This is a genomic window from Wukongibacter baidiensis (assembly GCF_050888315.1).
Taxonomy (GTDB): Bacteria; Bacillota; Clostridia; order Peptostreptococcales; family Caminicellaceae; genus Wukongibacter; species Wukongibacter baidiensis.
Genome location: NZ_CP138202.1, coordinates 3,137,120 through 3,161,338, shown reverse-complemented (window position 1 = coordinate 3,161,338; position 24,219 = coordinate 3,137,120). Strand labels below are relative to the sequence as shown.

Annotated in this window: 15 protein-coding genes, 1 tRNA gene and 3 rRNA genes; 15 read left to right on the top strand and 4 right to left on the bottom strand. The window is 37.1% G+C overall.

Features of this window, described 5'->3' with window-relative positions; genetic code table 11:
• Positions 1-4 precede the first annotated feature (4 nt).
• Genes R9X47_RS14350 through R9X47_RS14340 form a run of 3 tightly spaced genes read left to right on the top strand, consistent with a single transcriptional unit; the run spans position 5 to position 6,072 of the window.
• The gene (locus R9X47_RS14350; protein WP_432667542.1) at positions 5-2,155 is read left to right on the top strand and encodes a glycoside hydrolase family 31 protein; all 2,151 of its coding nucleotides are present in this window, start codon (positions 5-7) and stop codon (positions 2,153-2,155) included.
• Between the two features lie 48 nt (positions 2,156-2,203).
• The gene (malQ, locus tag R9X47_RS14345) at positions 2,204-3,682 is read left to right on the top strand and encodes a 4-alpha-glucanotransferase (protein WP_432667541.1); all 1,479 of its coding nucleotides are present in this window, start codon (positions 2,204-2,206) and stop codon (positions 3,680-3,682) included.
• An 8-nt stretch (positions 3,683-3,690) separates the two neighbouring features.
• Positions 3,691-6,072: a glycogen/starch/alpha-glucan phosphorylase gene (locus R9X47_RS14340; RefSeq protein WP_432667540.1), complete on the top strand. Its 2,382-nt coding sequence runs from the start codon at positions 3,691-3,693 to the stop codon at positions 6,070-6,072.
• Positions 6,073-6,260: 188 nt separating this feature from the next.
• Here R9X47_RS14340 and R9X47_RS14335 read toward each other — a convergent pair whose 3' ends face one another.
• Complete coding sequence (locus tag R9X47_RS14335) at positions 6,261-6,956, bottom strand: TrkA C-terminal domain-containing protein (RefSeq protein ID WP_432667539.1); 696 nt, start codon at positions 6,954-6,956, stop codon at positions 6,261-6,263.
• 228 nt (positions 6,957-7,184) lie between these two features.
• On the opposite strand from R9X47_RS14335, the gene R9X47_RS14330 reads away from it, so the two are divergent.
• Positions 7,185-7,679: an AbrB family transcriptional regulator gene (locus tag R9X47_RS14330; protein WP_432667538.1), complete on the top strand. Its 495-nt coding sequence runs from the start codon at positions 7,185-7,187 to the stop codon at positions 7,677-7,679.
• Positions 7,680-7,772: 93 nt separating this feature from the next.
• Positions 7,773-8,414, top strand: coding sequence for a lactate utilization protein (locus R9X47_RS14325; protein WP_432667537.1), 642 nt, complete (start codon positions 7,773-7,775; stop codon positions 8,412-8,414).
• Between the two features lie 66 nt (positions 8,415-8,480).
• Here the strand turns inward: R9X47_RS14325 and R9X47_RS14320 are convergent, their stop codons facing one another.
• The 3 genes from R9X47_RS14320 to pyrB form a co-directional block, all read right to left on the bottom strand.
• Complete coding sequence (locus R9X47_RS14320; protein ID WP_432667536.1) at positions 8,481-9,764, bottom strand: uracil-xanthine permease family protein; 1,284 nt, start codon at positions 9,762-9,764, stop codon at positions 8,481-8,483.
• Between the two features lie 141 nt (positions 9,765-9,905).
• On the bottom strand, positions 9,906-10,334 hold the full coding sequence (locus R9X47_RS14315; protein ID WP_432667535.1) for an aspartate carbamoyltransferase regulatory subunit: 429 nt from the start codon (positions 10,332-10,334) through the stop codon (positions 9,906-9,908).
• 1 nt (position 10,335) lies between these two features.
• Entirely contained in the window at positions 10,336-11,262 is a 927-nt protein-coding gene (gene pyrB / locus R9X47_RS14310; protein WP_432667635.1) for an aspartate carbamoyltransferase, read from the bottom strand.
• A gap of 697 nt (positions 11,263-11,959) precedes the next feature.
• Here pyrB and R9X47_RS14305 point away from each other — a divergent pair.
• The 10 genes from R9X47_RS14305 (at position 11,960) to lspA (ending at position 23,885) form a co-directional block, all read left to right on the top strand.
• A complete protein-coding gene (locus R9X47_RS14305) occupies positions 11,960-13,252 on the top strand; it encodes a dihydroorotase (RefSeq protein ID WP_432667534.1) in 1,293 nt (430 codons plus the stop codon).
• Positions 13,243-14,184, top strand: a complete 942-nt coding sequence (pyrF, locus tag R9X47_RS14300) for an orotidine-5'-phosphate decarboxylase (RefSeq protein ID WP_432667533.1) — start codon at positions 13,243-13,245, stop codon at positions 14,182-14,184. Before R9X47_RS14305 ends, pyrF begins: the two co-directional genes overlap by 10 nt.
• 18 nt (positions 14,185-14,202) lie before the next feature.
• The gene (locus tag R9X47_RS14295; protein ID WP_432667532.1) at positions 14,203-14,988 is read left to right on the top strand and encodes a dihydroorotate dehydrogenase electron transfer subunit; all 786 of its coding nucleotides are present in this window, start codon (positions 14,203-14,205) and stop codon (positions 14,986-14,988) included.
• Positions 14,981-15,904 carry a dihydroorotate dehydrogenase gene (locus R9X47_RS14290; protein WP_432667531.1) on the top strand — a complete coding sequence of 308 codons (924 nt, stop codon included), beginning with the start codon at positions 14,981-14,983 and terminating at the stop codon, positions 15,902-15,904. The genes R9X47_RS14295 and R9X47_RS14290 overlap by 8 nt, the downstream gene beginning before the upstream one ends.
• 596 nt (positions 15,905-16,500) lie before the next feature.
• Positions 16,501-18,033, top strand: a 16S ribosomal RNA gene (locus tag R9X47_RS14285).
• Positions 18,034-18,191: 158 nt separating this feature from the next.
• A 23S ribosomal RNA gene (locus R9X47_RS14280) occupies positions 18,192-21,114 on the top strand.
• A 94-nt stretch (positions 21,115-21,208) separates the two neighbouring features.
• Positions 21,209-21,325 (top strand): 5S ribosomal RNA (rrf, locus tag R9X47_RS14275).
• The 16S, 23S and 5S rRNA genes sit together here with 1 tRNA gene alongside, the layout of an rRNA operon.
• 65 nt (positions 21,326-21,390) lie before the next feature.
• Positions 21,391-21,483: transfer RNA gene (locus R9X47_RS14270), tRNA-Ser, on the top strand.
• Positions 21,484-21,765: 282 nt separating this feature from the next.
• Positions 21,766-23,322, top strand: a complete 1,557-nt coding sequence (gene cls, locus R9X47_RS14265; protein WP_432667530.1) for a cardiolipin synthase — start codon at positions 21,766-21,768, stop codon at positions 23,320-23,322.
• A 110-nt stretch (positions 23,323-23,432) separates the two neighbouring features.
• Complete coding sequence (gene lspA, locus R9X47_RS14260; protein WP_432667529.1) at positions 23,433-23,885, top strand: signal peptidase II; 453 nt, start codon at positions 23,433-23,435, stop codon at positions 23,883-23,885.
• Positions 23,886-24,219: the final 334 nt, after the last annotated feature.

Below are 24,219 nucleotides of genomic sequence, written 5' to 3'. Positions count from 1 at the left end.
GAATATGAGAATATATGAAGTAATAGATGGTGTAAAAAAGTATAGATTTGGCAGCCCCATTCAAACCGATGCCGTTGTCCTTGAGGGACATGAAATAGATAGTGAAAAACCTAAGTATTTTACTATAGAAGATAACGAGGACTTTAAACTAAAGTACAAAATGGATATAAAGGACCAAGTCTTTGGTCTTGGAGAAAATCAAAAGGGAATTAACAAGCGTGGTGGGATTTTTGAATCCTATTGTACCGATGATGCCGTTCATACACCAGATAAAAAATCGTTATATGGTGCCCATAACTTTTTGATAGTCCATGGAGTACAGAAATTTGGTCTCTTCATAGATTACCCAGGAAGAGTTAGATTTGATATAGGATTCACCAATAAGGATGAAATCGAGATAACAATAGATGATAAAAATTTAGACTTATACATTATAAATGGAGATAGCATAAGAGAGATCGTTAATAAGTTCTTAAAAATAATTGGAAAAAGCTATGTGCCTCCGAAATGGGCCTTTGGTTTCCAACAATGTAGATGGAGCTATGTAGATGCAGGGGAAGTAGAAGAGGTTGCCGAGAGCTTTATTAAATACGATATCCCATGTGACTCAATATATTTAGATATAGATTATATGGAGGATTTTAAGGATTTTACCATAAGTGAAGAAAGATTCCCCGATTTTAAAGACTTTGTGAAGGGAATAAAAAATAAGGGATTTAGGCTAATTCCAATAATAGATGCTGGAGTAAAGATAGAAGAGGACTATGATATTTATGAAGAGGGTATAGAAAATGAATATTTCTGTGTAGATGAGGATGGAAGCCCTTTTGTAGCAGCAGTATGGCCGGGAAAAGTCCATTTTCCTGATTTCCTCAACAGAGATGCCCGTAAATGGTTTGGATACAAGTATAAGGTGCTAACTGATTGTGGTATAGAAGGTTTTTGGAACGATATGAATGAGCCAGCAATATTTTATACTGAGAGAGGTTTACAGGAAGCAATAGATCTTGTAGAAAACTCAAAGGATAAAAATTTAAATATATATTCCTATTTTGAGCTTACCGATTGTTTTAAAGGACTATTAAACAATCATGAGGATTATAAAAGTTTTTATCATAATATGGATGGAAAACTTGTAAACCATGATAGCGTTCATAACTTGTATGGTTACAATATGACAAGGGCAGCAGCCGATGGTTTTAAGGAAATAGACACAAACAAAAGATTTTTAATCTTTTCCAGAGCATCATACGTTGGGATGCATAGATACGGAGGCATATGGACTGGAGATAACTATTCATGGTGGGAGCATATACTTCTTAACATGAAAATGATGCCCTCACTCAACATGTGTGGTTTTCTATATTCCGGAGCTGATACTGGTGGGTTTAGTGGTGATGTAAATGCAGAGCTTCTGATAAGATGGACACAATTTAGTATATTCACACCACTTTTTAGAAATCATTCTGCAATGGGAACTAGAAAACAAGAGCCTTATGCATTTGATATAGAGAGCGTAGATATAATGAGAGAGACTATTAGATTAAGATATGCTCTACTGCCATATATATATTCAGAGTACATGAAAGCAGCAAGGAATCAGGATGTTTATTTTGCACCACTGCTATTTGAATACGATGATAAATACTCGAAACATGTTGAAAACCAATTGTTAGTGGGAGATTCATTAATGATAGCTCCTGTGTATGAAGAAAATGCTGTAGGAAGATATGTATGGTTGCCGGAGGAAATGCTTTTATGGAAGGTAAGTAACTATAAGGAAAGAGCCCTGGAAGTAATGGATAAGGGACATCATTTTATAGATATAGATATTAATGAGACGCCTCTTTTCGTTAGAAAAAATAAGATGATCATTTTTGGAAATCATGCCAATAATGTTGATAAGCTGGAAACTTTAGAAATGAACATTGTAGCCTTTGTTGATAATAGAGCTGTTTATACCTATTATGATGATGACGGCATGACCTATAATTTTAATCAGGGAGTATATTCAGAAATTATTATTGACATTGAGAAGATAGATAATGATTACAAAATTAATATAAAGAACAATGGAAATAAACATGTAAAAAGAATAAATTTTGATATTGTAGATATGAGTGGAAATGTCACGAAAAAATCTGTGGATATATAGAGAATCCAGAAACTCTCTAGAGTAAATAATAAATAAAGGGGCCAGAAAATGTTTGAAAGAGGAAGCGGAATTTTGTTACACATAACTTCTCTACCAAGTCCCTATGGTATAGGTGATTTTGGTAAGGAAGCATATAGATTTGTAGATTTTCTTGAAAAGGCTGGACAGAAGTATTGGCAAATACTTCCCTTAGGAATGACTAGCTATGGAGACTCACCCTATCAGTCCTTTTCTGCATATGCTGGTAATCCATATTTCATTGATTTGGACCAATTAATAGAAGATGGGTTTATCAAAAAGAGTGAGATAGAGAATATAAACTTAAACGATGATGAAAGTCAGATTGATTACGAAGAAGTATTTTATAATAGAATGCCTATCCTAAAAAAAGCCTATGAAAGGGCAGTAGAGAAAATTAAAGATGAAATATTGGAATTTAAGGAGAAAAATATTGACTGGATAGAGGATTTTTCCCTGTACATGACTGTAAAGGAAGACTTTGATTTGAGGTCATGGCAGGAATGGGATGAAGACATTAAGCTCAGAAAGCCTGAAGCTATTAAATACTATAAAGAGAACTTTAGAGAAGAAATAGACTTTTGGGTATATCTTCAATATGAATTTTTCAAACAATGGAACAGCCTTAAAAAGTATGCAAACGATAAAGGTATAAAAATCATAGGTGATATTCCAATCTATGTTGCTGAAGATAGTGCCGATGTATGGGCTAATAGTGAACTGTTCCTGCTGGATGAGAAAAATAGGCCAGTTAAAGTTGCCGGATGCCCTCCCGATGCATTTTCTGAAACGGGCCAATTATGGGGTAACCCCATATATGACTGGGGTGAGATGGAGAAGAAAGACTTCGATTGGTGGATTAAGAGAATTGAAGGAAACTATAAGCTTTACGATATTTTACGAATAGATCACTTTAGAGGATTCGAATCATATTGGGAAGTGCCATATGGTGAGAAAACAGCAGTTGATGGAAGATGGGTAAAGGGCCCAGGAATGAAGCTTTTTAATGCCATAAAAAAATCACTTGGTGATATAGATGTAATTGCTGAAGACCTAGGGTACCTAACAGAGGAAGTACTTAAGTTTAGAGAAGAATCTGGATTCCCAGGAATGAAGGTCCTTCAATTTGCTTTCGATACCAGAGAAGAAAGTGATTACCTTCCACACAATTACGAGAGAAATTGTATTGTCTACACAGGTACCCATGATAATGATACTGCCGATGGATGGTTTGAAAATGCAAACAGAGACGATGTAAATAATGCTATTAAATATTTAGGTTTAAATGAAGAAGAAGGATACAATTGGGGTTTTATTAGAGGGGCATGGGGTTCCGTTGGAAATCTTGCCATTGCCCAAATGCAAGATTTCTTAAGTCTGGGAACTGAAGCCAGAATGAATATACCATCAACCCTAGGAGATAATTGGCAGTGGAGACTGAGAAAAGATGATTTGACTGAGGAGTTAGCCAATAAGATTTATCAAATGACAAAACTGTATGGAAGGTAGGTACATCTATGTTCGATAGGATGAAATTTAGGGAAAGCATAAAGAGGATTTTAAAAATTGATTTTGGTAAAACAATAGATAAGGCTGAGGACTATGAAAGGTATAACGCCGTTTCCAAAGCATTAATGGAAGGGGTAGTTGATCACTGGAATAATACTGAAGAAGAATATGCAAGTGGGAAGCAGGCATATTATTTTTCAGCAGAATTTCTTATGGGAAGAGCACTTGGCAATAACCTAATAAATTTAGGAATTTATGATGAAGTAAGTGAGGTACTAAAAGAATTAGGTATAGACCTTAACTATTTAGAAGAAATAGAGGAAGATGCGGGTCTTGGAAATGGCGGACTTGGAAGATTGGCAGCCTGCTTCCTTGACTCATGTGCCACGATGAATCTGCCTGTAACGGGTTATGGTATTAGATACAGCCACGGAATATTTAAGCAAAAATTCGAAAATGGATTTCAGATTGAAGAAGGTGACAATTGGCTTAAATACGGATATCCATGGTCTATAGGGAGAAGTCAAGATGAAGTTATAGTTAGATTCAGCGATGGAGATGTAAGGGCTGTTCCCTACGATACTCCTATTATTGGATATGGAACAAAGAATGTTAATAAACTTAGATTGTGGAAATGTGAACCTATAGAGGATTTTGACTTTGATTCATTTAATGATCAAAAGTATGATAAAGCTGTGAGGGAAAAAAATAGAGCGGAAGATATATCAAGAGTTCTTTATCCAAATGACTCAAAAAAGAAAGGAAAGATTCTTAGGCTCAAGCAACAATACTTTTTTGTCTCAGCATCGCTTCAAGACATAGTCAGAAAATTTAAAAGCAAAGGCGATATAGATTTTAAATTGTTCCCCGAGTATCACGCTATACAACTAAACGACACACATCCAGTAATAGCTATACCGGAACTAATGAGAATATTAGTTGATGAAGAGGGAATTAAGTGGAATGATGCCTTTGAAATAACCACTAAGACCTTTGCTTATACAAATCACACAATATTATCAGAAGCCCTTGAAAAGTGGGATGTAAAGCTTATAAAGAAACTATTACCAAAGGTATATAAGATTATAAAGAAAATCGATGAAAGATTTGTTAATGAATTAATAGAAAAGGGTTATGATGAAGAGAAAATTAGCAGTATGAGAATCATATCAGATGGTTTAATACACATGGCATGGCTTGCTATCCATGGAACAAATACGATCAATGGTGTTGCAAAGCTCCATACAGATATATTAAAGAATCAGGAGTTAAATGATTGGTATAGTCTTTATCCCGATAGATTCCAGAACAAAACAAACGGAATTACTCCTAGAAGGTGGTTAGCTCTATGCAATAAGGAATTATCAGAATTAATAACAGAGCTGCTTGGAACCAAGGAGTGGGTTACAAATCTGTCTATATTAAAGAATTTAGAAAGATACTCAGATGATGAAAATATATTGATGAGATTTTTAGATATCAAAGGTCAAAAGAAAAGTGAACTTACAGAATATATTAGGTTAAATGAAGGAATAGAAATAGACCCGAACTCTATATTTGATATCCAAATAAAAAGGCTTCATGAGTATAAGAGACAACTATTGAATGCTTTTCACATACTAGATCTATACTACAGACTAAAGGAAAATCCTGATATGGATATAGTACCGAGAACCTTCATATTCGGAGCTAAAGCGGCACCGGGTTACTTTAGAGCAAAGGGAATAATAAAATATATTAACGAGATAGCGAAGCTGATAAACAACGATCAAGATATAAATGAAAAAATCAAAGTAGTGTTTGTTCAAAACTATAGAGTCTCATATGGAGAAAAGCTGTTTCCGGCGGCTGATATCTCTGAACAGATATCAACGGCTGGCAAGGAAGCATCTGGTACGGGCAACATGAAATTCATGCTTAATGGAACTCCAACCCTTGGAACCTATGATGGAGCCAATGTAGAAATTGTAGCACATGCTGGAGAGGAAAATAACTTTATATTTGGAGCTAGGGTAGAAGAGATAAATGAGATTAAAGAAAGCTATGACCCTAAGGAATATTATGAAAAGATACCAGGATTAAAAAGAGTCGTAGATACCCTGATTGATGGAACCTTTGATGATGAAGAAACGGGTATGTTCAAAGAATTATATGATTCTCTACTAGAGGGAGCAGATTGGCATAGAGCCGATGACTATTTCTTGTTTAGAGATTTTAATGAGTATAGAGAAGCACAGATGAAGGTTGATAAGGCATACAGAGACAGAATGAAGTGGGCACAAAAATGCTGGATGAATATGGCGAATGCAGGTGAATTCAGCAGTGACAGAACTATTGCACAATATGCAAATGAGATTTGGAATATAGAAGATAAAAAGATAAGAGGATAGCTTTCGCTATTCTCTTCATCTTGTTAACAAGATGACAGGCTGTTAAGAAACTTGAAGTTCGAGGCGCGTTGAAACCAAGAGACCGCAGCGTATATAGACATACGTAAGGGTTCTTGGTTGAAACAGCAACGAAGAAATTCGGGTTTGTTAACAGTCTCAGAGAATAGCCGAGGCTATTCTCTTATCTTTTATATATTACTTTCTGGAAATTCATCATATTGCCTAATAACAAGCTCTTTAATATTATCCAAATTTCCATAGACTGTTACCTTATCCCCAACCTTAAAAACCAAATCTCTTTTTGGAAAATGAATTATATGAGAGCCTCTATCGACATTAAGAACTTGTATGGATTTATCTGTAAGATCTGATTTCATTAAGGTTATACCTACTAATCTGCTACCTTCCTCAACCATAAACTCAGCTACCCCAAACTCATCGTTTAGCTTTAAAACCTCATCTACAGTTCTATATTTTTTATCCTTAGCCATTTTCTTAATTAGAAATTTCTCAATGTTTTTTTCCAACTTATAAATTAGAGGTTTGTTTCTGAGTAGGAATAGAACACCTAAGGAAACTATTATCACTGCTAATAGTACATAAAGTATCTCATATTTGCTTTGAACTATATTAACTACTAAACCAATAAGAGCAGCATATCCAACATAGCTAAGAAGCATTAAGGTTTGAGCTATCTTTCTTCTTGTAGGATGCTGAGATATTAGCTCCGATTCCAGTGTTGTAAAACCGGTATTTGTTATTATTGAAATAACCTGAAAGCGTGCTTTATCTATATCCAAACCTGTAAGCTTTAATGCTATTGAAAAGAATTCAACTAAAAAAATTAGTATTAAAAGTATCACTATACTAGTTATGCCAGTCATTCTTTAATCCCCCTTTATTAAATATATGAGAATCTATAGTAGTTAACCCGAATTATTCATGAAAAATTAGGGGTTAATTAATTGTAATACAAAATTATAGATATTAAAAGAATGTTTGCTGAATATTTAGTAAAATAATAAATTAATCATAGATAATATATGATATAGTTATGATGGATATTGGAAATGAAAAATACGAAGAAGAATATACTAAGGAGAATTACATATATGGACAAAGTTTTATACACTATTTTAGTTGCTAGTCTAGGAGGAATTATTGGAATAAAACTAAAAATTCCTGCCGGCGCATTAATTGGGGCAATGATTGCTGTAGCTATTTATAATATTTTTACTGGAAAAGGAGAGATACCGACCAATTTTAAAATCTTCGCTCAAATCCTAGTGGGGGGTATGATTGGTTTAAACTTTACTATGGATACGGTATATGGTTTAAAAAATCTAATTGTACCGGCTCTGATGCTAGTAATTGGTTTAACAGTTTTCAGTATATGTCTAGGATTTATAATTTCAAAGCTTACGGGATTAGATTTAATAACTGCATTATTTAGCTGTTCCCCTGGAGGACTTACAGACATGACACTAATTGCTGAGGAATATGGAGCTCAGACTCCTAAAGTAGCTTTAATGCATCTTATGAGGCTTATTACAGTTATAACTGTACTGCCACTTGTTATAAAGTTGTTTGCAGGACTAGCTAAGTAAATAGTTGAATATATATTAAGGTATAAATTAGAAAAGGTATTATAATATTTAAAAAAGAAATAAGATAAAATTTTCATAGGGGAGTGGATTCTAATGGATAATAATGCGAAGTTTGTATTAGAGAAAAGGGTATCAAGAACAATTGAAAATCTAGAAAAGAATAATATGAGGGGATACTTTGCTCAAAGCGAAGACGAAGCACTGAAAAAAGTTCAGGAGATAATCAAAGAGGGAGATACTGTAACCGTTGGTGGCTCCATGACCTTATTTGAAACCGGAGTAATTGACCTTTTAAGAAATGGAAAGTATAAATTCTTAGACAGATATGAAGAAGGATTATCCCAGGAGGATATTAAAGAAATTTATAGAAAAAGTTTTGCTGCTGATGCTTATTTTACAAGTAGTAATGCCATTACTGAAGAAGGTGAACTCTACAATGTTGATGGCAGAGGAAATAGAGTTGCAGCAATGATATATGGACCTGATAAAGTAGTAGTAGTTTTAGGAGTAAACAAGATAGTCAGAGATTTAGATGAAGCTATCATGAGAAATAGAGAATGGGCTGCTCCAGCAAATGCTAAGAGGTTAGATAGAAAAACTCCATGTGCAGAAGTGGGTTACTGCATGGATTGCAGCAGTAAAGATAGAATTTGTAGTGATTATGTCATTATCAAGAAACAAATGGATGCAGACAGAATACATGTAATAATAGTTAATAAAGCGCTAGGGTATTAATATAAATAGAATTAATAAAAAAGAAGTCCAAATTTAGGACTTCTTTTTTTATCTATAAAACATTTATTACTGTGGTAACACTTTATTTAAGATTATACCAACTATTGCAGCCAGTGCCATACCCTCTAATGTAATATTCAATGTAGGGATTGGTAATGAAGCACCACCTAGACCAAGTACGAGTATTACTGCAGATATTATTAAGTTTCTTTGTTTTGTGAAGTCTATCTTGTGTTCAACTAATGATCTAGCACCAATTGAAGCTATCATACCGAACAGAACTATTGATATACCTCCAACAACTGATGTAGGTATTGTTTTAATTACCGCACCGATCTTAGGCATTATACCTAAAAGAATCGCAAATACTGCTGCTATCCTTACTATAAATGGATCATGAACCTTTGTAAGTGCTAAAACTCCAGTGTTTTCAGAATAAGTTGTATTTGCTGGTCCACCAAACATTGCTGATATTGAAGTTGCTAAACCGTCGCCTATCAACGTTCTGTGAAGTCCTGGTTCATTTACGAAGTCTTTATTAACAGTTGTACCTATAGCTAAAACGTCACCTATATGCTCTATCATAGTTGCAACAGCCACTGGAGCTACTATCATAACAGTTTCAAAGCTGAACTTTGCCATGGTGAACTTTGGTGCTCCTACCCAAGCTGCAGTAGCTAATGGTGTGAAGTCTACATTTCCAGTTAAAAGAGCTACAAGATAACCGCCAGTAAGACCCATTAAAACTGGTAAAACCTTTAAAAATCCTCTACCGTATATACTTACCGCTGTAACTATAGCAAAACTTACTATTGCCAACGCCCAGTTACTTGAAGCCATGCCTATTGCTACAGGAGCAAGCTTTAGACCTATTACCATTATGATTGGGCCTGTAACTATAGGTGGGAAAAAGCTAATAACCTTTTCTACTCCGAAAACCGCTATAAGTCCTGCCATAATCAGATATATAATACCGGCTACAACCAATCCACCTTGAGCATATGGTAGAGCATCTGCAACTAGTGGATTGGCGAGCAATACATTAGGATCTGTTGACTGAGGTGTTCCTGTTACTAAATATAAAACAGATAATACCGGAGCTATAAATGCAAAAGATGAACCTAAAAATGCAGGGATTTTCCCCTTTGTAACTAAGTGAAATAAAAGTGTACCTATTCCAGCCATAAAAAGAGATACTGAAATATCAAATCCTGTAAGTATTGGAACTAATACTGTGGCGCCAAACATAGTAAAAGTGTGCTGAATTCCTAATATGATCTTCTTTTGAATAGATACTTGATTGAGATCTGTCACAGCATCCTTTGGTGATAATATATTATCGTTATTCATTAGTTTTGTGCTCCCTTCCTTTGATGTCGTTAAAATTTTTAAAATCATAAATGTAGATTTGTTTCCTTAATTTGTATATTTCAAGTTTACAGTAAATCGGAAGTCCTTATTCAGGACTTCCGTTGATAAAGCTTGCAAGAATTATATTTTGTATCTTGTTATTTCATCGCAGAAGCTGCATCTATATTCAAGTTTTTCCTTTGATACTAAATTGAAGGTTGGCTTTACATAATCATCAGAGTTTGTAATACATCTAGGATTTTTACATGTGATTAATCCAGCCACTTTCTCAGGCATAACTACCTTTTTCTTATCTATAATTTTTCCATCTTTGATAAAGTTTATTGATATATTTTCATCTATTAAACCTAGTAAATTTAAATCTACATCAAACGTATTTTCAATTTTTATTATATCTTTTTTACCCAATTGCTTACTCTTAACATTTATGAGTAAAACTACTGGACTTTCAGCCTTAAAAAGCTCAAGCTTATTGAAAATTTTAAGTCCGTTTCCAGATTTAATATGGTCAATTACTATACCGTTTTGTATCTGTTTTACCTCTAACATATTACTCCACCTCCAAAAGTTTCATGATAAGTGCCATTCTTACATATACGCCCATTTTAGCTTGGTCAAAGTAGACTGCTCTTTTGTTAGAATCTACTTCATAAGAAATTTCATTAACCCTTGGCAGTGGATGCATTATGATCATGTCATCCTTACCGTTCTTGATTTTTTCGTTATTTAAAATGTAAGAGTTTTTAAGCTTTAAATAATCTTCCTCATTAAAGAAGCGTTCTTTTTGGATTCTAGTCATATATAAAATGTCTAGTTGGTCTATAACATCTTCTATATATCTTACCTCTTCGATTTCGATGTCATAGGTTTCCTTTAGAATTCTCTTTAAAGAGCTTGGAAGAGTTAATTCTTCTGGAGATATAAGTACAAACTTTTTCGTATTAAACCTAGCCATTGTTTTAATAAGGGAATGAACCGTTCTTCCGTATTTCAGGTCACCACATAATCCTACTACATGATTTTCAAGTGTGCCCTTATACTTGTGGATTGTAAGGAGATCTGTAAGGGTTTGTGTAGGGTGTAAATGTCCACCATCTCCAGCATTGATTATTGGTATATCAGAGTAGATTGAAGCTAGCTTTGGAGTACCTTCCTTTGGATGTCTCATAACTGCTATATCAGAATAGTATGAGATACATCTTATTGTGTCGGCAATACTTTCTCCTTTTTTCACTGAGCTAGTATTTGCGTCACTAAATCCAAGTATATTTCCTCCAAGTCTAAGCATTGCAGATTCGAAACTGAATTTAGTTCTTGTACTTGGTTCAAAAAATAGGGTTGCCATGATTTGTCCCTTACATACGTCAGCATAATCCTTAGGTGAATTATAGATTTTTTCTCCAAGCTCAACTAATTCTAGTATTTCTTCATTTGAGTAATTTGCAAGACTGATTAAATGTTTAACACTTTCTCTCATCATAATTTCACTCCTCCTTGTTGACCTCTCTGGATCAAATTAAAGGTACTAAAAAAACCTTTCTTACCCTGAGGGTAAAAAAGGTTTGTAATCTAAGCAGAGTTGTTGTAGGTAGTACAAAATTTAGCATACCAACTCCTATGTAGCTTTCCATTCCTTTTTAACCTCACGGGGCTAATTTAAAGGTGCGTAATATTTACTTGTCGTACCTATACTAACATACTAAAAATCCTATGTCAATAGAACAAATTTAGTAGAATTATCTGGAAAAATCTATTCAAAAGCCTTATGAAATGTATTAATCAAAACTGCCTAAGATTATATCGCTGAAATTATGTTTTATTCTTAATAATTAAATTAGGGATAATATTGGCCTAGGCAATTGGGCTAAATGAGAATTAGATAATTATCTCATCCTTAATAAAAAATAAGTAATAAAACATATAATTTATAGTTTGACATACAATTTTTTCTGTGTTACGATGTTAAGCAATAAAAGCAAAATTGAATACTTGCAGTACCTTTAATTTGGTCCGAGAGGCCGGAAAGGTAGGAGATTAATAATGTATATAGGTGAACTATGCCTAATTAGGATGAATAATGCCTTCCGCTTCTCAAAGTGGAAGGTTTTTTTGTGTTAATAAAGAGGAAACTAACAAGAAAGAATTTTAGTCGTACTTATTATGGAGGTGAAATTATGGAATTACTTATAAAGGGTGGTACCGTTGTAGATCCTAAAACTGGAATGAACGAAAAGATGGATGTACTTGTTAAAGACAATATAATAACAGCTATTGAAAAAAATATCAGTACAGAGGATAAAAAAGTAATTGATGCAACGGGTATGGTGATAACGCCAGGATTCATAGATATACATGTACATCTAAGGGAGCCGGGATTTGAATATAAAGAAACAATAGAGACAGGTACAAGCAGTGCGGTAGCAGGAGGATTCACAACAGTAGCTTGTATGCCAAATACAAATCCAACTATTCACTCAAAGGAAATTGTTGAGCTCATAAAGGATAAAGCCAATGAAGAAGGTAAAGCGAACGTCTTAGTTATAGGGAGTATAACTAAGGGCTTAGATGGAGAAGAACTTTCTAGCATAGATGAAATGTATAAATCAGGAATAGTAGCTATTTCTGATGATGGAAAAACCCCAATGAAGGAAGAACTTATGGTAGAAGCCTTTAAGAAAGCTAGGGAATATAATATTCCTCTAATATCTCACTGTGAAGATCACAATCTTTCTAAGGGTGGAAGTATAAACGAAGGAAAAGCATCAGAAAGGACCAAAATCAAAGGTATACCAGCAGCAGCGGAATACTTGATAGTAAAAAGAGACATAGAGTTATGTGAAAAACTGGAGTCTATGGTTCATATAGCCCATGTAAGTACAAAGGAATCTGTTGATATATTACGGGACGCAAAAAGTAAGGGCATAAATGTTACATCAGAGGTAGCACCACATCATTTCATACTAACTGACGATATAATCACACCTGAGGACTGCTACACAAAAGTAAACCCACCAATAAGAGCTAAAGAAGATGTAGACTCAGTAATTAAAGGTATTTTAGATGGAACCATAGATATTATAGCAACCGATCATGCTCCCCATGATGATAAAAGCAAGATGGTAAGCTATGATAAGGCTGCATTTGGAATAACCGGACTAGAAACAGCATTTTCTCTTAGCTACACATATCTCGTGTTAAAAAACAAACTTCCACTTATTAAACTAATTGATATGTTAACTAGAAAGCCAGCGGAGATAATCAATATAGATAAAGGAAGTTTGGAAGTAGGTAAAGAGGCTGATATAACAATAATAGATTTAAATGAAGAATACATTATAGATTCAAATAAGTTTTATTCAAAGGGAAAAAATACACCATTCAATGGATATAAGGTTAAGGGTAAACCCGTATCTACAATTGTTGGAGGAAAAATAATATATGAAAGGGGTAAAATAATATGTTCATAAATAAATTGATTAAAGGAATAAAGGAAAAGAAGAGTCCTGTAGTTGTAGGATTCGACCCAAGATTGGAGCTTATACCAAGTACTATAAAAAACAAATACTTCGAAAAATATGGAAAGACATTTAAGGCAGCTGCCGAATCAATAATAGAGTTTAATAAAGAAATAATAGATAATGTTTATGACATAGTTCCTGCCATAAAACCTCAAATAGCTTTTTATGAGCAGTATGGAATAGAAGGATTAAGAGCATACAATGAAACCTGTGAATATGCTTCAGAAAAAGGCCTACTAATAATAGGAGATATAAAAAGAGGCGATATTGGATCGACTTCTAAGGCATATTCCAATGCCCACTTAGGAAAAACAGCAGTAGAAGATGAGCTTTTAGAGGCATTTTACTCTGACTCAATAACTGTTAATCCATACCTAGGTGATGATTGTTTAAAGGAATTTGTAGGAGACATTGAAAAGTATGAAAAAGGAATGTTTGTCCTAGTGAAAACATCAAATCCTACTTCTAGTCAACTTCAAGATTTAGTTGTAGAGGGAAAGAAAATATATGAGAAAGTTGCTGAAATGGTAGACGAATGGAGTAAAAAATATGTTGGGGAATATAACTACTCATCAATAGGAGCAGTAGTAGGAGCAACATATCCAGAAGAAGCAAGTAATCTAAGAAAATTGATGCCAAGTTCATATTTCTTAGTGCCAGGCTATGGTGCTCAGGGTGGAACAGCTGAGGATGTAATTCATAGTTTTAATGAAGATGGACTTGGAGCAGTAGTAAACTCTTCAAGGGGAATACTATTTGCATATAATAAAGAAGAAAAATGGACAGAAGAAGATTACGGAAGGGCGGCAAGAGAAGCTGCTATTAATATGAGAGAAGATATAAACACAACATTAGAAAAGCACGGGAAAAAATATTGGTAATGTGAGGAGGGACAAAGATTGGAGAAAAAAATTCTTTGTGAGATTATTGAAAATATAGAGGTTGCTCAGAATATACACAAAATAACATTAAAAAAGCCTAATAAAGATTTTGAAATCAAGGCAGGACAATTCATAAATATTAAGTGCGGAGAAGGAGACTTTCCACTACTTAGAAGACCAATCAGTATAGGACTGACCGACGAAGATAGCATGACGATATATGTTAATAAGGTTGGTAAGGGAACTGAATTACTATGTGATAGAAGTAAGGGTGAGCTTGTGGATATACTAGGGCCATTAGGGAATACCTTTAACATGGATATAGAGAAGGGTAGAGTTCTTATAGTTGGTGGTGGTATAGGTGTTGCTCCACTATTAGAATTAACTAGGGTATTATCGACCAAGAAGGATTTAGATATTAAAGCAATACTAGGGTATAGAGAGGAACCATTTTTAACTAAGAAATTTAAAAACTATACTGAGAATATAATAGTAGTTTCTGAAAAGGAAGGCTTCGACTATAAGGGATATGTTACAAAACCCCTTGAGGAAGAACTAAAGGAAATGAAATACGATTTAGTTTTCACCTGTGGACCGGAGCCTATGCTAAAAAAGGTAAATGAAATATGTAAAAACAACAATCAAACTGTACAATTGTTACTAGAAGAAAGAATGGCATGTGGAATTGGAGCATGTCTTGTGTGCACATGCAAAACCAAGAAAGGTGACAATGATTGGAGCTATGTAAGAACCTGTAAAGAGGGACCAGTTTTCTACGGTGAAGAGGTGATATTTGATGAGTAAAATAGATCTAAGTGTTGACTTGAATGGATTAAAGCTTAAGAATCCTATAACAGTAGCTTCAGGAACCTTTGGTTTTGGAAGAGAGTTTGAGGATTATTTGGATTTAAATAGCTTAGGAGGAATAATGGTAAAGGGTTTAACCCTAAAGGAAAGAAAGGGTAATCCTGTACCAAGGGTAGCCGAGACACCGATGGGAATGCTAAATAGTGTGGGACTTCAAAACCCAGGGGTTGAGTACTTTATAAAGAATGAACTACCTTTTCTAAAACAATATGATACAAAGGTGATAGCAAACATTAATGGAAATACTATAGAAGAATATTGTGAGATCGCTGATATTCTTTCAAAAACCTCAGTAGATTCTTTAGAGCTTAACATATCATGCCCTAATGTGAAGGAAGGCGGGGTATCCTTTGGACGTGATCCTGAGATGGTATATAAGGTAACAAAAAAAGTTAGAGAGTATGCTGATAAGCATCTCATTGTAAAACTTAGTCCAAATGTAACTGATATAAAGGAAGTAGCAGCTGCTGCTGAAAAAGGCGGCGCAGACTGTTTATCTCTTATAAATACCTTAATAGGAATGAGTATAGATATTGATAGAGAAGTGACTATTCTTGCTAGGGGTATGGGTGGACTCTCAGGGCCAGCTATTAAACCAGTGGCCGTGAGGATGGTGTATGAGGTATTTAATTCTGTATCCATTCCGATAATTGGAATGGGTGGAATCATGAATGAGAGAGATGCAATAGAATTCTTATTGGCCGGTGCTACAGCCATATCTATAGGGACTGGAAACCTCATTAATCCTACTATTTCTATGGAAGTGCTTGAGGGAATAGAGAAGCATTTAGAGAAGAAAGGGTACAAATCAATTGAAGAAATTAAAGGAAGAGTAAAGGTACCGAGTAAGTAAAGTACAGCCGCTAGCTATTAGATTCTGGCTTATATATGATACGATAATATATTACAGTTTGGAGATTTGACAGCCAATGTTTCTGGGGATGTTAAATCCTCAGGATGTAATATATTTTTCGTAACTCATATAGAATTAAAGAAAATGACTTTAAAATCCATTAGAAAAGTAGTTAGAAGTTAAAGTGGGTCACTGCTATACTAAATTATATCTTTTGAATTTTTTATGAAAAATTCCTATTAAAATTAAAAAAATAAAAAAACTATATTCTATGAATAAAAAGAATAGAAGTGATATATAATAATTGTGGTTATAAAGTGATACTTAATTTAAATGAATTACTATAAAGTTCCATTTGACATAGTTGTCTTAATGTGATAGACTAGTCATTGTCGCTAAGGGAAATGAAAACAGCGACTTGAAGAAAAACTTTGAATCTGATGAAAATAAGTATTGACAGATTCAAAAAGATTTGATATAATAATTCATGTTGCTGAAACAACGAGCAACGCTTTGGACATTGAAAACTAAACAGTGTAAGGAATTAAACCTTAGTTTGATATAAATTCAAGCTAAAGAAATATAAACGCCAGATTTTTTTTAAGAGTTTGATCCTGGCTCAGGATGAACGCTGGCGGCGTGCTTAACACATGCAAGTCGAGCGAGAAGGTTATGACTGATTCTTCGGATGAAGGATTAACTGGAAAGCGGCGGACGGGTGAGTAACGCGTGGGTAACCTGCCTTGTACAGAGGGATAGCCACTGGAAACGGTGATTAATACCTCATAAAACTATAGCGTCGCATGGCGCATTAGTCAAAACTCAGGTGGTACAAGATGGACCCGCGTCTGATTAGCTAGTTGGTGGGGTAAAGGCCTACCAAGGCGACGATCAGTAGCCGACCTGAGAGGGTGATCGGCCACACTGGAACTGAGACACGGTCCAGACTCCTACGGGAGGCAGCAGTGGGGAATATTGCACAATGGGCGAAAGCCTGATGCAGCAACGCCGCGTGAGTGAAGAAGGCTTTCGGGTCGTAAAACTCTGTCCTAAGGGAAGAATAATGACGGTACCTTAGGAGGAAGCCCCGGCTAACTACGTGCCAGCAGCCGCGGTAATACGTAGGGGGCAAGCGTTATCCGGAATCACTGGGCGTAAAGGGTGCGTAGGCGGCCAAATAAGCCAGAGGTGAAAGGCTACGGCTCAACCGTAGTAAGCCTTTGGAACTGTATGGCTTGAGTGCAGGAGAGGAGAGTGGAATTCCTAGTGTAGCGGTGAAATGCGTAGATATTAGGAGGAACACCAGTGGCGAAGGCGACTCTCTGGACTGCAACTGACGCTGAGGCACGAAAGCGTGGGGAGCGAACAGGATTAGATACCCTGGTAGTCCACGCCGTAAACGATGAGTGCTAGGTGTCGGGGGTTCACACCCTCGGTGCCGGAGTTAACGCATTAAGCACTCCGCCTGGGGAGTACGGTCGCAAGACTGAAACTCAAAGGAATTGACGGGGACCCGCACAAGTAGCGGAGCATGTGGTTTAATTCGAAGCAACGCGAAGAACCTTACCAGGACTTGACATCCCTGTGACCGGTACTTAATCGTACCTTTCCCTTCGGGGACAGAGGAGACAGGTGGTGCATGGTTGTCGTCAGCTCGTGTCGTGAGATGTTGGGTTAAGTCCCGCAACGAGCGCAACCCTTGTCTTTAGTTGCCAGCAGGTTAAGCTGGGCACTCTAGAGAGACTGCCGGTGACAAACCGGAGGAAGGTGGGGATGACGTCAAATCATCATGCCCCTTATGTTCTGGGCTACACACGTGCTACAATGGCTGGTACAACGGGAAGCGAATGAGTAATCTGGAGCGAATCCCAAAAAGCCAGTCCCAGTTCGGATTGTGGGCTGCAACTCGCCCACATGAAGTTGGAGTTACTAGTAATCGCGGATCAGAATGTCGCGGTGAATGCGTTCCCGGGTCTTGTACACACCGCCCGTCACACCATGGGAGTTGGGGGCACCCGAAGTCAGCTATCTAACTTTTTAAGAGGAAGCTGCCGAAGGTGAAATCAATGACTGGGGTGAAGTCGTAACAAGGTAGCCGTATCGGAAGGTGCGGCTGGATCACCTCCTTTCTAAGGAGAAAACCTTACACTGTTTAGTTTTGAATGTCTAAGGACATTCAAATTTTGTTCTTTGAAAACTGAACAATGGAGAGAAACAGAATTGCTATAAAAGCAATTTCACTGAGTTAATTCAACTTTTGTAAAAAGGTTTTATTGACTAATATAATGGTCAAGTTATTAAGGGCATAGGGTGAATGCCTTGGCACCAGGAGCCGATGAAGGACGTGGTAAGCTGCGAAAAGTCTCGGGTAGCTGCAAGCAAGCTTTGATCCGGGAATTTCCGAATGGGGAAACCCATCTAAGTAAACCTTAGATACCTTCTGCTGAATACATAGGCAGTTGGAGGCAACCAGGGGAACTGAAACATCTAAGTACCCTGAGGAAGAGAAAGAAAAATCGATTCCCTCAGTAGCGGCGAGCGAAAGGGGAAGAGCCCAAACCTAGAGCTACGGCTTTAGGGGTTGTGGATAGAGCCATAAAGAGGAAGGTATTCTAACCGAAGAGGTCTGGAAAGGCCCACCGCAGAAGGTGAAAGTCCTGTAGGTGAAAGAAGAAGATCCTTGGCACTACTCCAGAGTACCACGAGGCACGTGAAACCTTGTGGGAAGCTGGGAGGACCACCTCCCAAGGCTAAATACTACCTGGTGACCGATAGAGGATAGTACCGTGAGGGAAAGGTGAAAAGAACCCCGGGAGGGGAGTGAAATAGAACCTGAAACCCTATGTCTACAAGCAGTGGAAGTTCTTTATATGAACGACCATGTACTTTTTGTAGAACGGGCCAACGAGTTACGGTATGCAGCAAGGTTAAGGACCTTTGGTCTGGAGCCGCAGCGAAAGCGAGTCTTAACTGGGCGAATTTAGTTGCATGCCGTAGACCCGAAACCGGGTGACCTATCCATGGGCAGGATGAAGCGAAAGTAAAATTTCGTGGAGGTCCGAACCGTTTAGCGTTGAAAAGCTATCGGATGACCTGTGGATAGCGGAGAAATTCCAATCGAACTCGGAGATAGCTGGTTCTCCCCGAAATAGCTTTAGGGCTAGCCTCAGATTTAGAGAAACGGAGGTAGAGCACTGAATGGCCTAGGGGGCTTCACCGCCTACCGAAGCCTATCAAACTCCGAATGCCGTATTCTTTTATCTGGGAGTCAGACTGCGGGTGATAAGATTCGTAGTCGAGAGGGAAACAGCCCAGACCATCAGCTAAGGTCCCTAAATACAGATTAAGTGGGAAAGGATGTGGAGCTGCTTAGACAACTAGGATGTTGGCTTAGAAGCAGCCACTCATTTAAAGAGTGCGTAATAGCTCACTAGTCGAGTGGCTCTGCGCCGAAAATTACCGGGGCTCAAATCTGTTACCGAAGCTATGGCTTGCCGTATGGCAGGGGTAGGGGAGCATTGTATATCGGCTGAAGCTGTACCGTAAGGAGCAGTGGACTTTATACAAGAGAGAATGTTGGCATAAGTAGCGAGAGGTAGGTGAGAATCCTACCCGCCGAAAACCTAAGGTTTCCTGAGGAAGGCTCGTCCGCTCAGGGTAAGTCGGGACCTAAGCCGAGGACGAAAGTCGTAGGCGATGGACAACAGGTGAAGATTCCTGTACCACCACTTTATCGTTTGAGGAATGGAGGGACGCAGGAGGATAGGCAAAGCCCACGGTTGGTTGAGTGGGTTCAAGCCCGTAGGGAGCAGAGATAGGCAAATCCGTCTTTGCAATCCTGAAAGGTGATGAGGAGCGAAAAATAAGTAGCGAACTTGCTGATTCCACACTGACAAGAAAAGCTTCTACCGAGATAAAAGGTGCCCGTACCGTAAACCGACACAGGTAGGTGAGGAGAGAATCCTAAGGCGAGCGAGATAACTACTGTTAAGGAACTCGGCAAAATGACCCCGTAACTTAGGGAGAAGGGGTGCCACGTTAGGGTGAATAGCCCGAGGTGGCCGCAGAGAATAGGCCCAAGCGACTGTTTAGCAAAAACACAGGTCTCTGCTAAATCGAAAGATGATGTATAGGGGCTGACGCCTGCCCGGTGCTGGAAGGTTAAGGGAAGTGGTTAGCGTATGCGAAGCTGTGAACCGAAGCCCCAGTAAACGGCGGCCGTAACTATAACGGTCCTAAGGTAGCGAAATTCCTTGTCGGGTAAGTTCCGACCCGCACGAAAGGCGTAACGATTTGGGCACTGTCTCAACAGTAGGCTCGGTGAAATTGTAGTACCGGTAAAGATGCCGGTTACCCGCAGCAGGACGGAAAGACCCCGTGGAGCTTTACTGTAGCTTGGCACTGGATTTTGGTATTGCATGTACAGGATAGGTGGGAGACTTAGAAGCATGGACGCCAGTTTGTGCGGAGTCGTTGTTGGGATACCACTCTTGTAATACTGAAGTTCTAACCAGAGACCGTGATCCGGTCTTGGGACACTGTCAGGTGGGCAGTTTGACTGGGGCGGTCGCCTCCCAAAAAGTAACGGAGGCGCCCAAAGGTTCCCTCAGCGCGGTTGGAAATCGCGCGAAGAGTGCAAAGGCAGAAGGGAGCTTGATTGCGAGACATACAGGTCGAGCAAGGACGAAAGTCGGGCTTAGTGATCCGGTGGTTCCGAGTGGAAGGGCCATCGCTCAACGGATAAAAGCTACCCCGGGGATAACAGGCTTATCTCCCCCAAGAGTCCACATCGACGGGGAGGTTTGGCACCTCGATGTCGGCTCGTCTCATCCTGGGGCTGTAGTAGGTCCCAAGGGTTGGGCTGTTCGCCCATTAAAGAGGCACGCGAGCTGGGTTCAGAACGTCGTGAGACAGTTCGGTCCCTATCCGCTGTGGGCGCAGGAAATTTGAGAGGAGCTGTCCTTAGTACGAGAGGACCGGGATGGACGTACCTCTGGTGCATCAGTTGTTCCGCCAGGAGCACCGCTGAGTAGCTATGTACGGAAGGGATAAGCGCTGAAGGCATCTAAGCGCGAAGCCCACCTTAAGATAAGATTTCCCATCCATTTATGGATTAAGACCCCAGAAAGACTATCTGGTTGATAGGCCTAAGGTGTAAGGGCAGTAATGTCTTTAGCTGATAGGTACTAATAGGTCGAGGACTTGACCATACTTTCCATTGTTCAGTTTTGAGAGAATAAAGTTTCTTTATTTTTTCTAATTTAAAATTAAATTAATGATATTTATTCGCTAAAAAGCGAAAAATCCGGTGGCAATAGCGAAGAGGATACACCTGTTCCCATATCGAACACAGAAGTTAAGCTCTTCAGCGCTGATGGTACTTGGCGGGCAGCCGCCTGGGAGAGTAAGTCGTTGCCGGTTAAACTAAATATTTCAAAATTCCCTAATGCATGTTAGGGTATTTTGTGTATTAGAAGCAATATTGTGGAGAAGTACTCAAGTAGGCTGAAGAGGACGGTTTGCTAAACCGTTAGGTCGGGTTTACCGGCGCGCGGGTTCGAATCCCGCTTTCTCCGCCAAAATAAATAAGAACATCCTGTTAAATTTAGCAGGATGTTTTTATTATTTTAGAATAGGGTATCTAATAATATAATATTATGGAGACAAAGATTCTTGCTAAAACTACCAAGAGTATTTTTAGTATGAAAACTCTATAATATTATATATATTCAATAAATAAAATATATAGAGTTCATGTAGCAAAGCTTAATTTATGTATATACTCGATGCTTCTTGGCGTTTTAAATATCTATAAATTAATAGTTTTCCTTGAATCTCTATAGAATATAGTGGTGAATAATATGAAAATACTATCTAAAAAAATTATAGCAATTTCAGTTTTTTCTATATTAATTCTTGCTTTTTTAGGTCTAGTAGTTTTTGAAGTGAAGATGAATATTACATACGACGAGGCTTTACAAAAAATTACCACGCTATTAGGAATTATATTCACATGGTATGCCATTTTTATAGGAATAGTTATTTTCTTAGAAAATAATAACTCTTCAAAGACGATTGCGTGGCTACTTATACTGTTTTTAGTACCAGTAGTTGGATTTGTTTTTTATATTTTATTTGGACAGAACGTCAGAAAGAAAAAAAGATTTGAAAGAAAGAAGAATATAGATTTTGAGCTTCTCTCACAAATCGCTTTTACCCAAGAAAAGATTTTAGATCAAATAGGCTTATTTCAGAATGATGAGAGTATGGTAAAAAGTAGGCTGATTAAATTACTCTTAAAAAACTCAAATGCTCCCTTTACTGTTAATAACAACGTAGAAGTATTAGCTAATGGAGAAGATACTTATGCTTCTATAATAAAGGCCCTTAAAGAAGCAAAACATCATATTCATATGCAGTACTTTATAATAAGGAATGACAACATTGGAAATGAGATTAAAGATATCCTTATTAATAAGGCACGGGAAGGATTAGAGATTAGACTTATCTATGATAGCGTTGGGTGTTGGAAATTAGGTAAAAAATATATCAAATCTTTGAAGGATGCAGGTGTAGAGGTTTATCCATTTTATCCTGTTATTTTTCCAGTACTTAGCAGACAGCTAAACTATAGAAACCATAGAAAGATAATAGTTATCGACGGTAGAGTAGGGTTCCTAGGCGGCATAAATATTGGAGACGAGTATTTGGGAAAAAACACTCACTTAGGATTTTGGAGAGATACCCATATAAAAATCTCAGGTGAAGCTATATATAGTTTACAAAACATTTTCCTAAAGGATTGGAACTTTGTATCAGAGGAACTAATCCTAGATAAAAAGTATTACCCAAAGTTAGCTCATTATGGAGAGCAATTAGTACAAATAACATCGAGTGGGCCAGATTCAAACTGGGAATCAATTCTACAGGCATATTTTACGATGATATCTACTGCAGAGAAAAGGATATGGATAGTCACTCCATATTTAGTTCCTGATGAGAGTATTTTGATGGCCCTAAAGACTGCTTCCCTTAGTGGGATAGATGTGCGTATAATTCTACCCAATAAGCCTGATCATTATCTAGTATACTGGGCAACAAGGTCTTATATAGAAGAACTTCTAGTTGCGGGAGTTAAGGTATATGATTACCAAAATGGATTTATACATAGTAAGCTCTTACTAGTAGATGGAATTGGAGCCTCTATTGGGACGGCAAATCTTGATATTAGGAGTTTTAGCATTAACTTTGAAGTAAATGCCTTTATTTATGATAATGATGTAGTAGAAAGGATAGAGAGCGATTTTTTAAAGGATATTAGTGATAGCAAAGAGATAGAATTTGCAGAGTATTCAAAGAGAAATATATTTGTTAAGTTTAGAGAGGCCCTAGGTAGATTATTTTCTCCAATACTTTAGAAGAACGGACTCTTCGGATATGTATAAATTAAATTTTACTATATGAACTCTATATGTTAGAATAGAGAAGGTACTGAAAAAGCCCATTAAAAGAACTTGGAGGGAAATTGATGATATACTTTATAATGATAATTTCCATAATTATTTTAGACCAATGGACTAAATATTTGGCTGTTATCCATCTAAGACCAATAGAAACTTACCCAATGATCGAAAATGTCTTTCATCTTACATATAGAAAAAATACTGGGGCAGCATTTAGTATTTTAAGAGATAAGCAAACATTGCTAATATTAATAACATCAATAGTAGTAGTTGCTCTGATAGTATACTTTATCAAGATAATGAAGAAAGAAAATTTACTATTATTAAAACTACCTCTAGCTTTTATCATTGGGGGAGCCATTGGTAACTTGATTGATAGAATAAGATTGAACTACGTTATTGATTTCTTGGATTTCAATTTGATTAATTATCCAGTTTTCAATGTGGCAGATGTTTTTATTGTTACGGGATCAATAATTTTTGGATATGCTGTGATTTTTAAAAATATAGAAATATAAAAAAGAGAGGATATCCTCTCTTTTAGATTGTTAATAAGGTTAACAAGATAATAGGCTGTTAAGAAAATCGAAGTTCGAGGCGTGCTGAAACGAAGAGGCCGCAGCGTATATAGACATACGTAAGGATTCTTTGTTGAAGCAACAACGAAGAAATTTGGGTTTCTTAACAGCCTTAAAGAGAGGATATCCTCTCTTTTTCCACATATAATGATAATTCCTTTAAAATTGTGGATAAAATTATTGTTTTTAAATACTTATCAACAAAACTAACGGGGCTGTCTCATAAAGATCACTTATGAGTACAGCCTCGGGGTGTTTCAGAATGAGTGAAGTT

Coding starts and splice junctions, on each gene's coding strand:
- R9X47_RS14350 (WP_432667542.1), top strand. CDS start 5: ATGAGAATATATGAAGTAATAGATGGTGTAAAAAAGTATAGATTTGGC.
- malQ (WP_432667541.1), top strand. CDS start 2,204: ATGTTTGAAAGAGGAAGCGGAATTTTGTTACACATAACTTCTCTACCA.
- R9X47_RS14340 (WP_432667540.1), top strand. CDS start 3,691: ATGTTCGATAGGATGAAATTTAGGGAAAGCATAAAGAGGATTTTAAAA.
- R9X47_RS14335 (WP_432667539.1), bottom strand. CDS start 6,956: ATGACTGGCATAACTAGTATAGTGATACTTTTAATACTAATTTTTTTA.
- R9X47_RS14330 (WP_432667538.1), top strand. CDS start 7,185: ATGGACAAAGTTTTATACACTATTTTAGTTGCTAGTCTAGGAGGAATT.
- R9X47_RS14325 (WP_432667537.1), top strand. CDS start 7,773: ATGGATAATAATGCGAAGTTTGTATTAGAGAAAAGGGTATCAAGAACA.
- R9X47_RS14320 (WP_432667536.1), bottom strand. CDS start 9,764: ATGAATAACGATAATATATTATCACCAAAGGATGCTGTGACAGATCTC.
- R9X47_RS14315 (WP_432667535.1), bottom strand. CDS start 10,334: ATGTTAGAGGTAAAACAGATACAAAACGGTATAGTAATTGACCATATT.
- pyrB (WP_432667635.1), bottom strand. CDS start 11,262: ATGAGAGAAAGTGTTAAACATTTAATCAGTCTTGCAAATTACTCAAAT.
- R9X47_RS14305 (WP_432667534.1), top strand. CDS start 11,960: ATGGAATTACTTATAAAGGGTGGTACCGTTGTAGATCCTAAAACTGGA.
- pyrF (WP_432667533.1), top strand. CDS start 13,243: ATGTTCATAAATAAATTGATTAAAGGAATAAAGGAAAAGAAGAGTCCT.
- R9X47_RS14290 (WP_432667531.1), top strand. CDS start 14,981: ATGAGTAAAATAGATCTAAGTGTTGACTTGAATGGATTAAAGCTTAAG.
- cls (WP_432667530.1), top strand. CDS start 21,766: ATGAAAATACTATCTAAAAAAATTATAGCAATTTCAGTTTTTTCTATA.
- lspA (WP_432667529.1), top strand. CDS start 23,433: ATGATATACTTTATAATGATAATTTCCATAATTATTTTAGACCAATGG.